Origin of the sequence: Microbacterium terricola, assembly GCF_027943945.1 — a bacterium.
GTDB lineage: Bacteria > Actinomycetota > Actinomycetes > Actinomycetales > Microbacteriaceae > Microbacterium > Microbacterium terricola.
Genome location: NZ_AP027141.1, coordinates 1683556 through 1699668, shown reverse-complemented (window position 1 = coordinate 1699668; position 16113 = coordinate 1683556). Strand labels below are relative to the sequence as shown.

13 protein-coding genes are annotated in these 16113 nt (G+C 70.3%); 10 read left to right on the top strand and 3 right to left on the bottom strand.

The window, feature by feature from the left end:
• Positions 1–13: 13 nt before the first annotated feature.
• Positions 14–799, bottom strand: a complete 786-nt coding sequence (locus Microterr_RS08000) for an IclR family transcriptional regulator (protein ID WP_404810197.1) — start codon at positions 797–799, stop codon at positions 14–16.
• 97 nt (positions 800–896) lie between these two features.
• Between Microterr_RS08000 and Microterr_RS07995 the strand changes: the two genes are divergently transcribed.
• From Microterr_RS07995 to Microterr_RS07980, 4 genes are read left to right on the top strand one after another with little or no spacing between them, the layout of a single operon-like run.
• Positions 897–1715, top strand: coding sequence for a CoA transferase subunit A (locus tag Microterr_RS07995; protein ID WP_263798490.1), 819 nt, complete (start codon positions 897–899; stop codon positions 1713–1715).
• Between the two features lie 2 nt (positions 1716–1717).
• On the top strand, positions 1718–2368 hold the full coding sequence (locus Microterr_RS07990; protein WP_263798491.1) for a CoA transferase subunit B: 651 nt from the start codon (positions 1718–1720) through the stop codon (positions 2366–2368).
• A complete protein-coding gene (locus tag Microterr_RS07985) occupies positions 2365–3549 on the top strand; it encodes an acetyl-CoA C-acetyltransferase (protein ID WP_263798492.1) in 1185 nt (394 codons plus the stop codon). Before Microterr_RS07990 ends, Microterr_RS07985 begins: the two co-directional genes overlap by 4 nt.
• A gap of 16 nt (positions 3550–3565) precedes the next feature.
• The gene (locus Microterr_RS07980) at positions 3566–4006 is read left to right on the top strand and encodes a GNAT family N-acetyltransferase (RefSeq protein ID WP_263798493.1); all 441 of its coding nucleotides are present in this window, start codon (positions 3566–3568) and stop codon (positions 4004–4006) included.
• Here Microterr_RS07980 and Microterr_RS07975 read toward each other — a convergent pair.
• Positions 4003–4257 (bottom strand): cytochrome c-type biogenesis protein, encoded by a 255-nt coding sequence (locus Microterr_RS07975; protein WP_263798494.1) that lies wholly within the window; start codon positions 4255–4257, stop codon positions 4003–4005. The two genes, Microterr_RS07980 and Microterr_RS07975, sit on opposite strands and share 4 nt — an antisense overlap.
• A 59-nt stretch (positions 4258–4316) precedes the next feature.
• Here Microterr_RS07975 and Microterr_RS07970 point away from each other — a divergent pair, with 59 nt between their 5' ends.
• The 6 genes from Microterr_RS07970 to ilvC are packed head-to-tail and all read left to right on the top strand — an operon-like array spanning position 4317 to position 11692.
• Positions 4317–5750 (top strand): alpha,alpha-trehalose-phosphate synthase (UDP-forming), encoded by a 1434-nt coding sequence (locus Microterr_RS07970; protein WP_263798495.1) that lies wholly within the window; start codon positions 4317–4319, stop codon positions 5748–5750.
• Positions 5747–6550, top strand: coding sequence for a trehalose-phosphatase (gene otsB / locus Microterr_RS07965; protein WP_263798496.1), 804 nt, complete (start codon positions 5747–5749; stop codon positions 6548–6550). Before Microterr_RS07970 ends, otsB begins: the two co-directional genes overlap by 4 nt.
• 9 nt (positions 6551–6559) lie before the next feature.
• The gene (gene ilvD / locus Microterr_RS07960) at positions 6560–8278 is read left to right on the top strand and encodes a dihydroxy-acid dehydratase (protein ID WP_263798497.1); all 1719 of its coding nucleotides are present in this window, start codon (positions 6560–6562) and stop codon (positions 8276–8278) included.
• 42 nt (positions 8279–8320) lie between these two features.
• Positions 8321–10123, top strand: coding sequence for an acetolactate synthase large subunit (locus Microterr_RS07955; protein WP_263798498.1), 1803 nt, complete (start codon positions 8321–8323; stop codon positions 10121–10123).
• Positions 10124–10125: 2 nt separating this feature from the next.
• Entirely contained in the window at positions 10126–10635 is a 510-nt protein-coding gene (gene ilvN / locus Microterr_RS07950) for an acetolactate synthase small subunit (protein WP_263798499.1), read from the top strand.
• Between the two features lie 31 nt (positions 10636–10666).
• Positions 10667–11692, top strand: coding sequence for a ketol-acid reductoisomerase (ilvC, locus tag Microterr_RS07945; RefSeq protein ID WP_263798500.1), 1026 nt, complete (start codon positions 10667–10669; stop codon positions 11690–11692).
• Between the two features lie 81 nt (positions 11693–11773).
• On the opposite strand, the gene Microterr_RS07940 is transcribed toward ilvC, so the two are convergent.
• Positions 11774–15976, bottom strand: a complete 4203-nt coding sequence (locus tag Microterr_RS07940; RefSeq protein WP_263798501.1) for an nSTAND1 domain-containing NTPase — start codon at positions 15974–15976, stop codon at positions 11774–11776.
• Positions 15977–16113: the final 137 nt, after the last annotated feature.

Below are 16113 nucleotides of genomic sequence, written 5' to 3'. Positions count from 1 at the left end.
CATGCATACCGGGTCAGCGGCTCGATGCGATGCGGGTCGTGAGCTGGTGGGCGTGAGCGAGCAGGATGCGTCCGAGCTCGGCGATGCGGTCGGGACCGAACCGGAACTGGACGCCGGTCAGGCTGAGCGCCCACTGCGGATGTCCCTCGCGCGTGAACACCGCGGCGCCGAGTCCGAAGCTGCCCTCGACGATCAGCCCGGGGTTGAGCGCGTAGCCGCGGCTCTGCGTGTCGCGCAGTCGCGACCTGAGCCTCTTCTCGCCGTGGGCGGGGCCCCAGGCGTCCGCGAGGTCGGGATGCCGCTCGAAGTAGGCGTCCACATCGTGAGGGGGCAGGAACGCGAGGATGGCGAGCCCGGCCGAGGCGACGCCGAGGGGGAAGCGCACGCCCTCCGAGAGCACGAACGAACGGATCGGGAAGCTGCCCTCTTCGCGCAGCAGGCAGACGGTCTCGTCGCCCCGGCGCACCGAGAGGAACGCGCTCTCCTCGGTGCGCACGGCCAGCGAGCGGACGATGTCGCGGGCGATGCCGGTGATGTCGTAACGGGATGCGGCAACCGTTCCCATGAGGTAGAGCTCGGGGCCGGGCATCCAGCGGCCGGTCTGCTCATCCTGGTCCACGAGTCCCTCGTGCCGGAGCGCGCTGAGGAGCCGATGCGCCGTGGGTCGGGTGAGCTCGGCGCGTCGGGCGAGATCGGCGACCGCGAGCCCTTCCGCGCCCGCCGAGGTGACCAGGCGGAGGAGCTGGGCGGCGCGCGCGACCGACTGCGTGCCGGGGATGTTCGACCGGGTGTCCACAATATGGACACTAGGGCTCTCGGTATCCACATGGCAATCGCCGGCATGCGGGCGTCCCGTCCGAGCCACGAGCATGGGATGACCGAGCGAAGGAGCACGTGTGATCGACAAGACCTGGGCATCGGCGGCCGAGGCCGTCGCCGACATCCCCGATGGCGCCTCCCTCGCGGTCGGGGGATTCGGACTCTCCGGAAACCCGATCGCGCTGATCGAGGCGCTGCTGGCGCAGGGCACGACGGATCTCAGCGTCGTGAGCAACAACTGCGGGGTGGATGACTGGGGCCTCGGCGTCCTGCTGAACGCGCACCGCATCCGCAAGATGACGTCCTCCTACGTAGGCGAGAACAAGGAGTTCGAACGCCAGTTCCTCTCCGGCGAGCTCGAGCTCGAGCTGACGCCGCAGGGGACCCTCGCCGAGAAGCTCCGCGCCGGCGGCTCGGGCATCGCCGCGTTCTACACGCAGACCGGTGTGGGCACCCAGGTCGCCGAAGGCGGGCTGCCCCGACGCTACGACGGCACCGGTGCGATCGCCGTCGCCTCGCCCGCCAAGGACGTCCGCACCTTCGACGTCGCCGGCGCCGCGCGCGAGTACGTGCTGGAGGAGGCGATCGTGACCGACTTCGCGCTCGTGCACGCGCTGCGCGCCGATCGCCACGGCAACCTCGTGTTCAACAAGGCGGCCCGCAACTTCAACCCGCTCGCGGCGATGGCCGGCCGGGTGTGCATCGTCCAGGTCGAGGAGCTGGTGGAGCCCGGCGAGCTCGACCCCGACACCATCCACCTGCCGGGCATCTACGTGCACCGGATCGTCGAGGTCGGCACCGCGATAGAGAAGCGGATCGAACGGCGCACCCTTCGACAGGCTCAGGGTGCGGACGTCGCCGACGCCGCGAGCCGCGACATCCCCGAAGGAGCATGACCATGACCCTGACCCGCAGCGAGATGGCCGCGCGCGCGGCGCTCGAACTCGCCGACGGCGCGTACGTGAACCTCGGCATCGGTCTGCCCACGCTCGTGCCGAACCACGTCCCCGACGGTGTGACGGTCGTGCTGCAGTCGGAGAACGGCATCCTCGGCGTCGGGCCGTACCCCACCGAGGAGAACGTCGATCCCGATCTCATCAACGCCGGGAAGGAGACCGTCACCGTGCTGCCGGGCGCGGCGTACTTCGATTCGGCCACCAGCTTCGGGATGATCCGCGGCGGCAAGATCGACGCGGCGATCCTCGGTGCCATGCAGGTGTCGGCGACCGGCGACCTGGCGAACTGGATGATCCCCGGGAAGATGGTCAAGGGACCGGGCGGAGCCATGGACCTCGTCCACGGCGCGGCGAAGGTCATCGTGCTGATGGAGCACGTAGCCCGCGACGGCTCGGCCAAGATCGTGAACGACTGCTCGCTGCCCCTGACCGGACGGGGCGTGGTCGACCGGATCATCACCGACCTGGCCGTCATCGACGTCACCGAGGACGGGCTCGTCCTCGTCGAGACGGCGCCAGGGGTGACCGTCGAGGAGGTCGTCGCGGCGACGGAGCCCCCGCTGCGCGTGGAGACAGGGAGAATCGGATCATGAACCACGACGACGTCGTCATCGTCGCTGCCGCGCGCACGCCGCAGGGGCGACTCAAGGGACAGCTCGCCGCTCTGCCGGCAACGGCACTCGGCTCGATCGCGATCCGCGGAGCGCTGGAGAAGGCCGGGATCCCCGCATCCGCCGTCGATGCAGTGCTCGTCGGGCAGGTGCTTCCGGCCGGCGCTGGTCAGAACCCCGCTCGCCAGGCCGCGATCGGCGCGGGAATCGGCTGGGACGTGCACGCCGGCTCGGTCAACAAGGTGTGCCTGTCCGGCCTCACCGCCATCATCGACGGGGCGAGGATGCTGCGCCTCGGCGACGCGACGGTGGTCGTGGCAGCGGGCATGGAGTCGATGACCCGGTCGCCGCACCTGCTGACGGGTTCGCGCGACGGATGGGCCTACGGCTCAGTCGAGGTGCTCGATCACATGGCCTACGACGGCCTCACCGATGCATTCGACCGCGAGAGCATGGGCGCGTCGACAGAGCGCCTCAACGCGAGCTACGAGGTGACGAGGGAGGCGCAGGATGCTGTCGCCGCCCGCTCTCACCAGCGGGCCGCCGCGGCGCAGGCGGACGGCGTCTTCGACGCCGAGATCGTGCCCGTCGAGATCCCCCAGCGGAAGGGCCCCGCGGTCGTCGTGACCGCAGACGAGGGGATCCGCCCCGGCACCACCGCGGAGACGCTCGCCGGGCTCCGGCCCGCGTTCGCCGAGGGCGGCACGATCACGGCGGGCAACTCGTCACAGATCTCCGACGGCGCCTCGGCGGTGGTGCTGACCACGCGCGCGCATGCCGACGAGGCGGGCTGGCCCGTGCTCGCTGTCGTGGGCGCCTCCGGCCAGGTCGCCGGGCCGGACAACTCGCTGCACGCGCAGCCGGCGCGCGCGATCGAGAAGGCTCTCGGGAAGCAGGGCATCACCGCATCCGATCTCGATCTCGTCGAGATCAACGAGGCGTTCGGCGCGGTCGTGGCGCGCTCTCAGGCCGAGCTCGGACTGGGCGACGACGTCGTCAACATCCACGGCGGCGGCATCGCGATCGGCCACCCGATCGGCGCCTCCGGCAACCGGCTCGTCGTGCACGCCGTGCACGAACTGGTGCGCCGGGGCGGGGGGACCGCCGCAGTGGCGCTGTGCGGCGGAGGCGGTCAAGGCGACGCCCTCATCCTGACCCGCTGAGGGGTAGCGTGAGCGCGTGACGACCATCGACGCTCTCGCCGCAGCCGACCGGGACGAGTGGCTGCCCCTCTGGCACGCGTACATCCGGTTCTACGAATCGACCGTGGCCGACGAGGTCACCGACTCCACATTCCGGCGCCTCGTGGCGGGCGACGGGCTGCACGGCGCGATCGCCCGCGACGAGACGGGTGCGGCGATCGGATTCGTGAACTGGCTCACCCACACGGCCACGTGGACGACGACGACGTACTGCTACCTCGAGGACCTCTTCGTCGCCCCGGAGGCCCGCGGGTCGGGGACGGGCCGCGCGCTCATCTCGCACGTGGAGCGGTGGGCGCGCGAGCAGGGCTGCGCGAAGGTGTACTGGCTGACCGCCGAGACCAACACCACGGCCCGCGCGCTCTACGACCGGGTGGCTGAGCGCACCGGCTTCATCCACTACGAGATCGGGCTCTAGCGGCGCAGGCGCTTCTTCAGCAGCTTCTGCTCCCTGCCGGAGACGGGGGAGTCGCCCGACACGATCCGGCCGCGCTTCGCATCGCGCGTGTCGATGACCGCGCCGACGACGAGCGCGACCGTGATGCCCCAGCTCACCCACGCGAGAACCGTCCGCCAGGTGAACGGCTCCTGCGCGCGCAGGGAGCGCAACAGGGTCATGCCGCTGGTGGCCGCGCCGATCAGGCCGGTGCCGAAGACGTATTCGCGCATAAGACAACGCTATCGGCTCAGGGATAGCCTGGGAGGTCACATCCGAAACCGGGAGCATCGTGTCCACAGCTGAGTTCGTCGTCGTCGCCAACCGCCTCCCCGTGGATCGCGGTGCGGACGGGGAGTGGAACCGTTCGCCCGGTGGACTCGTGGCCGCGCTCGAGCCCGTCATGCAACGTGCCGACGGCGCATGGGTCGGCTGGGCGGGCCAGCCCGACCTCGACATCGAGCCGTTCGAGTTCGACGGGATGCTGCTGGTCCCCGTCCCGCTGAGCGCCGAGGACATCGAGCTCTACTACGAGGGCATGTCCAACGACACGTTCTGGCCGCTGTACCACGACGTGATCTCGCCGCCGCGGTATCGGCGAGTGTGGTGGGAGGCGTACGTCGCCGTCAACCGCCGTTTCGCCGAGGCCGCGGCCACCGCCGTCTCCGACGGGGGGACGGTCTGGGTGCAGGACTACCAGCTGCAGCTCGTCCCGCAGATGCTCCGAGAGCTGCGTCCCGATCTCACGATCGGATACTTCCACCACATTCCCTTCCCGGCATACGGGCTGTACTCGCAGCTCCCGTGGCGCCGGCAGGTGCTGGAGGGCCTGATGGGCGCCGACGTCATCGGCTTCCAGCGCGTCGCCGACGCCGGCAACTTCACGCGGTCGATCCGGCGCCTGTTCCACTACGAGACCAGAGCCTCCGGCATCTCGGTGCCGCAGGCCGACGGCACCACCCGCGTCGCCCTCGCCAAGGCCTTCCCGATCTCGATCGACGCCGACGCGTACATCGAGCTGGCGCAGCGTCCCGATGTGCAGGCGAGGGCGCTCGAGATCCGCGAGAGCCTCGGCAACCCGAAGAAGATCCTGCTCGGCGTCGACCGGCTCGACTACACGAAGGGCATCCGCCATCGTATGAAGGCGTTCGGCGAGCTTCTGCAGGACGGTCGCATCAACGTCGAGGACGTCACCCTCGTGCAGGTCGCGAGCCCGAGCCGTGAGCGGGTCGACGCGTACATGCAGCTGCGCGACGAGATCGAGCTGACGGTGGGCCGCATCAACGGCGACTACGACACCATGGGGCACACCGCGATCCGCTACCTGCACCAGGGGTACCCCCGCGAGGAGATGGTGGCGCTGTACCTCGCTGCCGACGTCATGCTCGTCACCGCCCTGCGCGACGGCATGAACCTCGTCGCCAAGGAGTACGTCGCCGCGCGCATCGACAACCGCGGGACCCTGGTGCTGAGCGAGTTCGCCGGCGCGGCCGACGAACTCGGCATGGCGCTGCGCATCAACCCGCACGACATCGGCGCGCTCAAGAACACGATCATGCGGGCGATCGAGATGCCGGGCGCCGAGCAGGGTCGCCGGATGCGGGCGCTGCGCAGGAAGGTCATCGAGAACGACGTCGACGCGTGGTCGCGGTCGTTCCTGTCCGCCCTCGCCTCCGTGCGCAGCAGGCGGACCGACGCGAAGGGCACGACGAAGGGATCCGCATGACGATCGACGCCGCGCAGCAGCCCGACGAGGCCGAGGCCGAGCTCCGCCGGATCGCCGCGGCAGAACGGCTGCTGGTGGCCCTCGACTTCGACGGCACGCTGTCACCCCTCGTGGACGATCCGATGCAGGCGCGCATGGCGCCGGAGGCGCGGGCCGCCCTGGACGCGCTCATCGCGGCGCCCGCGACGACCGTCGCGCTCGTCTCCGGCCGGAGCCTGCACGACCTGCGTGAGATCGCGGAGCACGCCGACGACTCCCCGCTGCTGCTCGCCGGCTCCCATGGGGCGGAGTACTGGACCCCGGGCGCGGGCGCCATCGAGCCGGATGACGACGCCGACGAGCGCGAGCTGCGCGACACCCTTCGCGCCCATGCCGAACAGACGGCGGCGGCGTTCGACGGTGTGTGGATCGAGCCGAAGACCTTCGGGTTCGGCGTGCACACGCGACTGTCGAGCCCCGAGGACGCCGCGGCGGCGCGGGAGGCGATCGACGGGCTCGTCGCCGCGGAGGCCGCGGGCTGGCGGCGGCGCACCGGGCACAACATCGTCGAGTACGCCTTCCGCCAAGAGGGCAAGGACACCGCCGTCGCCGCGCTGCGCGAACGCACAGAGGCGACCGCCGTGCTGTTCGCCGGCGACGACGTCACCGACGAGGACGCGATCGCCGGGCTCGACGCCGACGACCTCGGGGTGCGGGTCGGGGCCGGCGACACGTCGGCCGCCATCCGCGTCACCGACATCTCCGCATTCGCGGCGCTGCTCGAGCGGCTCGCGGAACTGCGGGGTGCCGCGCGGGAATAGACTGCGAGAATGCCTGAAGCCGCAGCATCCACCCCGTCTTCGATCGACATCAAGCCCCGCAGCCGCGTCGTCACGGACGGCATCGAGGCCACCACGTCACGCGGAATGCTCCGCGCGGTCGGTATGGGCGACGAGGATTGGGACAAGCCCCAGATCGGCATCGCGTCGAGCTGGAACGAGATCACGCCGTGCAACCTGAGCCTCGACCGGCTCGCCCAGGGAGCCAAGGAGGGCGTCCACGCCGGCGGCGGCTACCCGCTGCAGTTCGGCACCATCTCGGTGTCGGACGGCATCTCGATGGGCCACGAGGGCATGCACTTCTCACTGGTCTCGCGCGAGGTCATCGCCGACTCGGTCGAGACGGTCATGATGGCCGAGCGCCTCGACGGCTCGGTACTGCTCGCGGGCTGCGACAAGTCGATCCCCGGGATGCTGATGGCCTCGGCCCGACTCGACCTCTCGAGCGTGTTCCTGTACGCGGGCTCCATCGCGCCCGGCTGGGTCAAGCTCAGCGACGGCACGGAGAAGGACGTCACGATCATCGACTCGTTCGAGGCCGTCGGCGCATGCCTCGCGGGCAAGATGAGCGAAGCCGACCTCAAGCGCATCGAGTGCGCCATCGCGCCCGGTGAGGGCGCCTGCGGCGGCATGTACACCGCCAACACGATGGCCTCGGTGGCCGAGGCGCTCGGGCTCAGCCTGCCCGGCTCCGCCGCGCCGCCCTCGGCGGACCGGCGCCGCGACTACTACGCGCACCGGTCGGGCGAAGCCGTCGTCAACCTTCTGAAGCAGGGCATCACCACGCGCGACATCCTCACGCCCGAGGCGTTCGAGAACGCGATCGCCCTCGCGATGGCCCTCGGCGGCTCGACCAACGTCGTCCTGCACCTGCTGGCGATCGCGAACGAGGCCGAAGTCGAGCTCAACCTGCACGACTTCAACCGCATCGGCGACAAGGTGCCGCACGTGGCCGACATGAAGCCGTTCGGCAAGTACGTCATGAACGACGTCGACCGCCACGGCGGCATCCCCGTCATCATGAAGGCCATGCTCGACGAGGGCCTGCTGCACGGCGACGCGCTCACCGTGACCGGCAAGACGCTCGCCGAGAACCTGCGCGACCTGAACCCCGACCCGGTCGACGGCGACGTCATCCACCGCTTCGACGACCCGATCCACGCGACCGGCGGCATCACGATCCTGCACGGTTCGATCGCCCCGGAGGGCGCGGTCGTGAAGTCGGCGGGCTTCGACGGGAACGTGTTCGAGGGTCCCGCCCGTGTCTTCGAGCGCGAGCGTGGCGCGATGGACGCCCTCGAGGCCGGGCAGATCAACGCCGGCGACGTCGTGGTGATCCGCTACGAAGGCCCCAAGGGCGGCCCCGGAATGCGTGAGATGCTCGCGATCACCGCCGCCATCAAGGGCGCGGGCCTCGGAAAAGATGTACTACTCTTGACGGACGGCAGATTCTCAGGCGGCACAACCGGCCTGTGCATCGGCCACATAGCACCCGAAGCAGCGGACGCAGGTCCGATTGCATTCGTGCGCGATGGTGATCTCATACGGGTCGATATCGCGGCTCGCACTCTCGACCTACTCGTCGACGACGCTGAGCTTGTCTCCCGCCGTGAAGGCTGGGAGCCGCTTCCCCCGCGCTATACCCGTGGCGTCCTGGCCAAATACTCGAAGCTCGTGCGCTCCGCTGCGGAGGGCGCGGTCACCGGGTAGAAGGCTCGACATCTTCTCGACTGATCTGTGAGGAGCATCACCATGCCCGCCGAATCCGCGACGGCCGTTCCACGGCCTCCCGCCCGCACCGCCGCAGCGCCCGTGCTCACGGGTGCGCAGGCGGTCGTCCGCTCGCTCGAGCTGCTCGGCGTCACCGACGTCTTCGGGCTGCCGGGCGGCGCCATCCTGCCGGTGTACGACCCGCTGATGGACAGCACCGACCTGCGTCACATCCTGGTGCGCCACGAACAGGGCGCCGGCCACGCCGCGGAGGGCTACGCGTCCGCGTCGAACAAGATCGGGGTCGCCATCGCGACCTCCGGCCCCGGGGCGACCAACCTCGTGACCGCGATCGCCGACGCCTACATGGACTCGGTGCCGATCGTCTGCATCACCGGCCAGGTGTTCTCGAACCTGATGGGCACCGACGCGTTCCAGGAGGCCGACATCGTCGGCATCACGATGCCGATCACGAAGCACTCGTTCCTGGTGAAGCGCGCCGAGGACATCCCCGGCGCCATCGCCGCGGCCTTCGAGATCGCGGGCACCGGCCGACCGGGCCCCGTGCTCGTGGACATCACGAAGGACGCCCAGCAGGCCGAGGCCGCGTTCGTCTGGCCGCCCAAGATCGACCTGCCCGGCTACCGCCCCGTCACGAAGGCGCACGGCAAGCAGATCCAGGCGGCGGCCCAGCTGCTCGCCGAGTCGGCGAAGCCGGTGCTGTACGTCGGCGGCGGCGTGATCCGCGCGCAGGCGTCGGCCGAGCTTCTCGCGCTGGCCGAGGCGACCGGCGCACCGGTCGTCACGACGCTGATGGCCCGCGGCGCGTTCCCCGACTCGCACCAGCAGCACCTCGGCATGCCGGGCATGCACGGCACCGTCCCCGCGGTGCTCGCGCTGCAGGAGGCCGACCTGCTGATCTCGCTCGGCGCCCGTTTCGACGACCGCGTCACGGGCAAGGCCGCGTTGTTCGCGCCGAACGCCAAGGTCGTGCACGTCGACATCGACCCGGCCGAGATCTCCAAGATCCGCACGGCCGACGTGCCCATCGTGGGCGACCTGAAGGACGTCCTCGTCGACCTCGCCGGCGCCTACCACTCTGCGGTCGAGTCGGTGAAGCCCGACATCGCCGAGTGGTGGTCGTTCCTCGACGGACTCCGCGACGAGTTCCCGCTCGGCTACACCCAGCCCACAGACGGGCTGATGTCGCCGCAGTACGTGATCCAGCGCATCGGCGAGCTCACCGGTCCCGAGGGCATCTACGCCGCGGGTGTCGGCCAGCACCAGATGTGGGCCGCGCAGTTCATCAAGTACGAGCGTCCCAACGCCTGGCTGAACTCCGGCGGCGCCGGAACCATGGGGTACTCGGTGCCCGCCGCGATGGGCGCGAAGGTGGCGGAGCCTGACCGGCACGTGTGGGCGATCGACGGCGACGGCTGCTTCCAGATGACCAATCAGGAGCTCGCCACCTGCGCGATCAACAACATCCCGATCAAGGTCGCGATCATCAACAACTCGTCGCTGGGCATGGTGCGGCAGTGGCAGACGCTGTTCTACGACGGCCGCTACTCGCACACCAACCTCAACACCGGTCACGGCACCGTCCGCATCCCCGACTTCGTGAAGCTCGCCGAGGCGTACGGCTGCCTCGCGATCCGCGTGGAGAAGGAGGAGGACGTGGATGCGGCGATCCAGACCGCACTCGAGACCAACGACCGGCCCGTGGTGATCGACTTCGTCGTGAGCGCCGACGCGATGGTGTGGCCGATGGTGCCGCAGGGCGTCAGCAACAGCTATGTCCAGTACGCGCGCGATCACGCGCCGACGTTCGACGAGGAGGCCTGACCATGTCCACTCACGTGCTGAGCCTCCTCGTGGAGGACAAGCCCGGTCTGCTCACCCGCGTCGCGGGGCTGTTCGCCCGCCGCGGCTTCAACATCAACTCCCTCGCCGTGGGCGTGACCGAGGTGCCGGGGCTCTCGCGCATCACTGTCGTCGTCGACGTCGAGGAGCTGCCGCTCGAGCAGGTGACGAAGCAGCTGAACAAGCTCGTCAACGTCATCAAGATCGTCGAGCTCGACCCGGTCGCCTCGGTGCAGCGCGAGCACATGCTCGTGAAGGTGCGCGCCGACAACGCCACCCGCTCGAACGTGCTGGAGGTCGTGAACCTCTTCCGCGGTTCGATCGTCGACTACGCGCCTGACGCGCTCGTCGTCGAGGTGACCGGAGACCAGGGCAAGGCCGAGGCGTTCCTGCGGGCGCTCGAGCCGTTCGGCATCAAGGAGCTCGCCCAGTCGGGCCTGCTCGCCATCGGCCGCGGCGGCAAGTCCATCACCGAGCGCGTCCTGCGCGGCTGACCCAAGAACCACAAACAAGGAGAAACACGAAGTGGCTGAAATCTTCTACGACAGCGACGCTGACCTGTCGATCGTCCAGGGCAAGAAGGTCGCGATCGTCGGCTACGGCTCGCAGGGGCACGCGCACGCGCAGAACCTCCGCGACTCGGGTGTCGAGGTCGTCATCGCGCTGAAGGACGGCTCGAAGTCCGCGCCCAAGGCCGAGGAGGAGGGCTTCGCGGTCAAGTCGGTCGCCGACGCGACCGCCTGGGCCGACCTCATCATGATCCTCGCGCCCGACCAGCACCAGCGCTCGATCTACAGCGAGTCGATCCTGCCGAACCTGTCGGCCGGCAAGACCCTGGCGTTCGCGCACGGCTTCAACATCCGCTTCGGCTACATCGACGCCCCCGAAGGCGTCGACGTGATCCTGATCGCCCCGAAGGCGCCCGGTCACACGGTGCGCCGCGAGTTCGTCGCCGGCCGCGGCATCCCCGACATCATCGCCGTCGAGCGCGACGCCTCCGGCAGCGCATGGGCGACGGCGCTGTCGTACGCGAAGGCGATCGGCGGCACCCGCGCCGGCGTCATCAAGACGACGTTCACCGAGGAGACCGAGACCGACCTGTTCGGCGAGCAGGCCGTGCTCTGCGGTGGTGTCTCGCAGCTCGTCCAGTACGGCTTCGAGACGCTGACCGAGGCCGGCTACCAGCCGCAGATCGCGTACTTCGAGGTGCTGCACGAGCTCAAGCTCATCGTCGACCTGATGTGGGAGGGCGGCATCGCCAAGCAGCGCTGGTCGGTCTCCGACACGGCGGAGTACGGCGACTACGTCTCCGGTCCCCGGGTCATCGACCCGCGCGTCAAGGAGAACATGCAGGCCGTCCTCGGCGACATCCAGTCGGGTGCCTTCGCCGAGCGCTTCATCGGCGACCAGGACGCCGGTGCGCCGGAGTTCTACGCCCTGCGTGAGAAGGCCGCACAGCACCCGATCGAAGAGGTCGGCCGCGAGCTGCGTGCCCTGTTCGCCTGGAAGCAGCAGGACGCCGACTACACCGAGGGTTCGGCAGCGCGCTGACCTGACAAGCCGCCGTCCGATCCGGCACGGCTCCCGCCCGCCCGTCGTCGCCCCCACCCGGGGTGCCGGCGGGCGGGTCTGTCATGTGCCGGGACAGATCGGATGCTGCGGCCCGAGGTCGCTGAGGTAGGTCTGCCACTCGTCGGCGGTGAGGTCGCGACCGGCGAGCCGGCAGGCCGCCTCTGCGTGCTCCTGCGGGTCGAGCGTCCACAGCACGACCCCGGAGGGTCCTGGTACCGCGAACACCGAGCCGTCTGCCGCGAGCACGGCTCGCCCCGGTCCCGCGTTGGGGAGCGGGTCGCCGAGCGGCAGGTTGTCGTCGAGGTCGACGAGCGCGACGTTCGTGTCGGACTGTCCCTGCGCGAGCAGGATGTCGGCGTCCGCGCTCACGTCCATCTGCCAGATCCATGCCAGCTCGACGGGCAGCGTGGAGATGCGGCTGAGGTCGTCGCCGCTGTAGCGGGCGATCGACGACTCGTCGGCGCCGAGGATCTGACCGTCCGGGAGCACACGGGTGACGTCCACCGTCGGCAGACCGCTCGCCAGCACCTCACCGGTCTCGGTGTCGAGGATGTCCGTCTGCCAGCGATCAGGCCCGGAGTCATAGATCGTGCGGACGAGGCGGGTGCCGTCAGCGGTGTCGCTGATGTGATCGTCCCTCGTGGTGATCGGCACGGAGGTCCCGGCAACGGCCAGGGTGGCGGAGTCGATCGCCTCGGCGCGCAGCGTGTCCTCGGTCGCCACCAGAACGCGGTCGGGCACGTTCGAGTCGAAGACCTCCCACGTGTCGTCGGGGATCGCCGAGTCGATGAACCGACCGGTGGTCAGGTCGATCACGCGGGCCGAGTACTGCTCCGTCCCATCGTCGTCGACGGTGACCTCCCACGTGAGGAGCGTCTGCTCGTCCAGCCAGCGTCCGCCGCCGAGGAAGCCGTCATAGCTGTCCGTGACGTCCTCGGGGACGCGGAAGGTCGGCCGGTCGGATGCGACGTCCCACACCGCGAACGTCGGCGCGTCGGCTGCCTCGCTGTAGTTGCCCATGTTCTCGACGAAGATCTGGCTCCCGTCGGGGGAGAAGCCGCCGTCGGGCGTCCAGCCCGCGGCTATCCGTTCGCTGGCAGGGCCGGCCCCGTCGACCCTGACGACGCCCACCGCCGGTGCGGTGGCGCTCATCAGGAGGACCTGACGGCCGTCCTCGGTCATGGCGAGATCGCCCCCGGCGCCGAGCTGGTAATTCATGTCGGGGATGAGTGTCTCGCCCGAGGTGAGGCTGCGCACGCGCACCGCCCCGGTCTCGTCTCCGCAGACCGCGACCTGCGATGCGGACGACGCCGTGATGCGGCTGCATTCGCCGTCCCGTTCGAACACGTGCCGCCAGAGCTCGCGACCGTCGCGGTCGAACGCGAGGATGCCGAGATCCCCGAGTGCGAAGACCGTGCCGTCGGCCGTCGCGACCAGCGCCCACTGCACATAGCCCGCGGGGAGCTTCACGTGTGCGTCCGCGCGCAGCGTGACCGGGTCCAGTGTCCACACGTCACCGTCGGCGTTGCCGAAGAGCAGGGAATCATCTGCCGTGAAGGTCGATGTGGCGTGCGCCCCGAGCGCGCTGCGCTCCGGGGCGAACGCATCCGTCGAGCGGACGATCCCGGTGTCACGTTCCACGACCACCACGGTGCCGGGGAACGCCCACGTGGCGAACCGGCCGTCGCTGCTCAGCGCGAACGTCTCGGCGCCGACGGCGACATCGACGGGGGAGCCGATGAGCCCGCCACTGGACGCGTCGAAGAAGTAGACCTTCTCACGGTCGTCCTCGATCGCCGTGCCTTCGCCCCAGAAGTGCTGGAGAACGGCGATCGTGCTCCCGTCGGCGCTCACGCGCACCCATGGGCGGAAGAGCTGGTCGCTCGGCGCCATGCTCGTCTCGAGGACGCGCAGCACCTCCCCGGTGCGCAGATCGTTGATGCGCACCGTGGTCCCCCTCGCGGCGACGACCTCGTCCGTGCCGGGAATCGGGTACATGCCGCTGCGCCACTCCGCATCGTCGAGATACGTCACGGCTTCGACGCCTCCGGCGGCGGTCATCGTGGACATCAGTGCCGCCTGGGTGCGCGGGTCGTCCGGCCAGCGGCGATACGCCTCCGCCGCGAGCAGCGCTCCGACGTCGCGTGCGGTGTCCTGCAGCGCCCGCGATTTCGCGGTCACCGCTTCGATGAGGGAGTCTTCGGCCGCCGCAGCGGCCACGCGACCCTGGACGGCTGCCACGCCCCCGGAGACGAGTGCCACGACGAGCAGGACCGCGGCCACCGCGAGCGCCCAGCGCAGTCGGCGGTTCTGTGTGCGCTGCGCGGCCGCCCGCAGTTCCAGCTCACGCACGTCATCCTGCTCCCGCGTGGCTGAGGCGGCGAGGTACGCGGTCTCAGCCTCGGTGAGGTCGGGGGAGGCGGCGTCCCGCCACTCCATCGTCGCGTGCAGCCGCGCGCCGCGCAGCAGCCCGTCATCCGGTCGCCCGTCCGCCTCCCATGTCTGGACTGCGGACTCGAGCGCGCGCAGGAGGCGTCCTCCCTCTGCGTCGTCGGCGAGCCAGCCGTCCAGCCGCGGCCACGCCGTGGCGACCGCCTCATGTGCGATGACGATGGCATCTCCGTCTGCCGCGATGAGCCGTGCATCCACGAGTCGCTCGATGATCCGCCGTCGGTCCGGATCCGCCACGAGCGGAGCCGCGGCCACGCGTCGGCGCAGGGCCGCCCCGCCGGGCTCTCGTTCGACCAGCCTCATCATGAGGGCTCGGCACAGTTCCTGATCTGCGGCATCGAGGGAGCGGTAGAGGGTGTCGGCGGACTGGGCGATCGCCCCTGCGATGCCGCCGGCGGTCTCGTATCCGTCGACGGTGAGTGTCGAGCCCTCGCGCCGCGACCACGTCTCCCGCAGCGCGTGGGAGACGTGCGGGAGGGTGGTGGCGCGATCAGCCGCGTCGCGCAGCACCAGCTCGACCAGGCCGGGCTCCAGACGCAGTCTCGCGCGCCTGGCCGGTCCCTCTACGGCCTCGCGCAGGGCGTCGGCGGTGAGGGGCGCGAGGGCGTAGACGCCTCGGCCGAGCGCCACACCGACACCGGGGAGTCCGGTCGCGCGATCCAGGAAGTCGGAGCGCACGGTGACGATCACCGCGCCCCCCTCCTCGAGGAACGCTGCCACGCGTGCGCAGAATTCGGCGATCTCGTCCGCGGGAGCGTGCACCAGCTCCTCCGCCTGGTCGATGACGAGCACCGTCGCACCGTGCGCGGCCGCGTCGCGGACCGCCGCGGCGCCGCCACCGCTCGGATGGATGATCCGGATGGTGCGCTGCGGCGCCTCGAGCCGCGGGACGACCCCGGCGAGCACGAGCGACGACTTGCCGGACCCCGACGGTCCGGAGACGGTGACGATCGCGCCGGGGCGCACACGCTCGATGATCGCCTCGATGTCGGGCTCGCGTCCGAAGAAGAGGTCGGCGTCGTCGGGGCCGAACGCGGCGAGGCCCGGGTAAGGGCAGTCCGGGCTCGTCGACAGCAGCTCCTGCGCGGGCAGCAGCGCGGGGTCCTGCCGCAGCATCCCCGTCTCGAGGTCGCGCAGGCGCGCACCCGGCTCGATGCCGAGCTCGTCGAGCAGACGCTCCCGCGCCGCACGCACCGTCGCGAGAGCCTCGGCCTGGCGGCCGGCGCGGTAGTTGGCCAGGGCGAGGATCGCCCAGCGGTCCTCACGAAGCGGGTTCTCGCGGACGAGGCGCTCCGCGGTCGGAATGACGGCGCGCTGCTCGCCGGAGCGCAGCCGGGCGTCGAGGAGCTCCTCTTCGACGCTGTCGCGGATGTCGGCCAGTCGCAGCGCCTCGACGACGCCCGGTTCCCATGACGCCACATCCGGATAGGGCGACCCGCGCCACAGGCCGAGCGCGCGCTGATAGGCATCGACGGCACGATCGACGTCGCCGTGCAGCGCGTGCTGCCGAGCCGTGGACACGAGGCGCTCGAACCGCACGGCGTCGATGGCCTCCGGGTCGATCCCGGCGGCGTACTCCGATCCTCTGGTCTGCACGGCCTCGTGGCCGAGCCGTGCGCGAATCGTCGAGATCGACTTCTTGACCTGCTGCGGCCAGGTCGCCGGCACGTCCGCGCCCCAGCAGGCGTCAGCGAGCTCATCGGGTGCGACGGACGAGCCGAGCCGGACGAGGAGGGCGCTGAGGATCGTGCGCTCGCGCGGGCTGAGCTGCGGTGCGCCGGTGTCGAGCGGCCCCAGGACCCTGACGGTCATGGGGTCAGTGTGGAGCCGCCGTCCGCGCGCGTCAACGCATGGCGGGTGCGATGGGTACCGGATGGGTACCGGTCGGGCAGGGGACGGGTACCGCCGAGCGGGACCGTGGACTCAGCGTCATCATCGACGACCACACG

Excerpts from the sequence above, each read along its gene's own strand:
- Microterr_RS07990 (WP_263798491.1), top strand. The coding sequence starts at position 1,718 with ATGACCCTGACCCGCAGCGAGATGGCCGCGCGCGCGGCGCTCGAACTC.
- Microterr_RS07985 (WP_263798492.1), top strand. The coding sequence starts at position 2,365 with ATGAACCACGACGACGTCGTCATCGTCGCTGCCGCGCGCACGCCGCAG.
- Microterr_RS07975 (WP_263798494.1), bottom strand. The coding sequence starts at position 4,257 with ATGCGCGAATACGTCTTCGGCACCGGCCTGATCGGCGCGGCCACCAGC.
- otsB (WP_263798496.1), top strand. The coding sequence starts at position 5,747 with ATGACGATCGACGCCGCGCAGCAGCCCGACGAGGCCGAGGCCGAGCTC.
- ilvD (WP_263798497.1), top strand. The coding sequence starts at position 6,560 with ATGCCTGAAGCCGCAGCATCCACCCCGTCTTCGATCGACATCAAGCCC.
- Microterr_RS07955 (WP_263798498.1), top strand. The coding sequence starts at position 8,321 with ATGCCCGCCGAATCCGCGACGGCCGTTCCACGGCCTCCCGCCCGCACC.
- ilvN (WP_263798499.1), top strand. The coding sequence starts at position 10,126 with ATGTCCACTCACGTGCTGAGCCTCCTCGTGGAGGACAAGCCCGGTCTG.
- Microterr_RS07940 (WP_263798501.1), bottom strand. The coding sequence starts at position 15,976 with ATGACCGTCAGGGTCCTGGGGCCGCTCGACACCGGCGCACCGCAGCTC.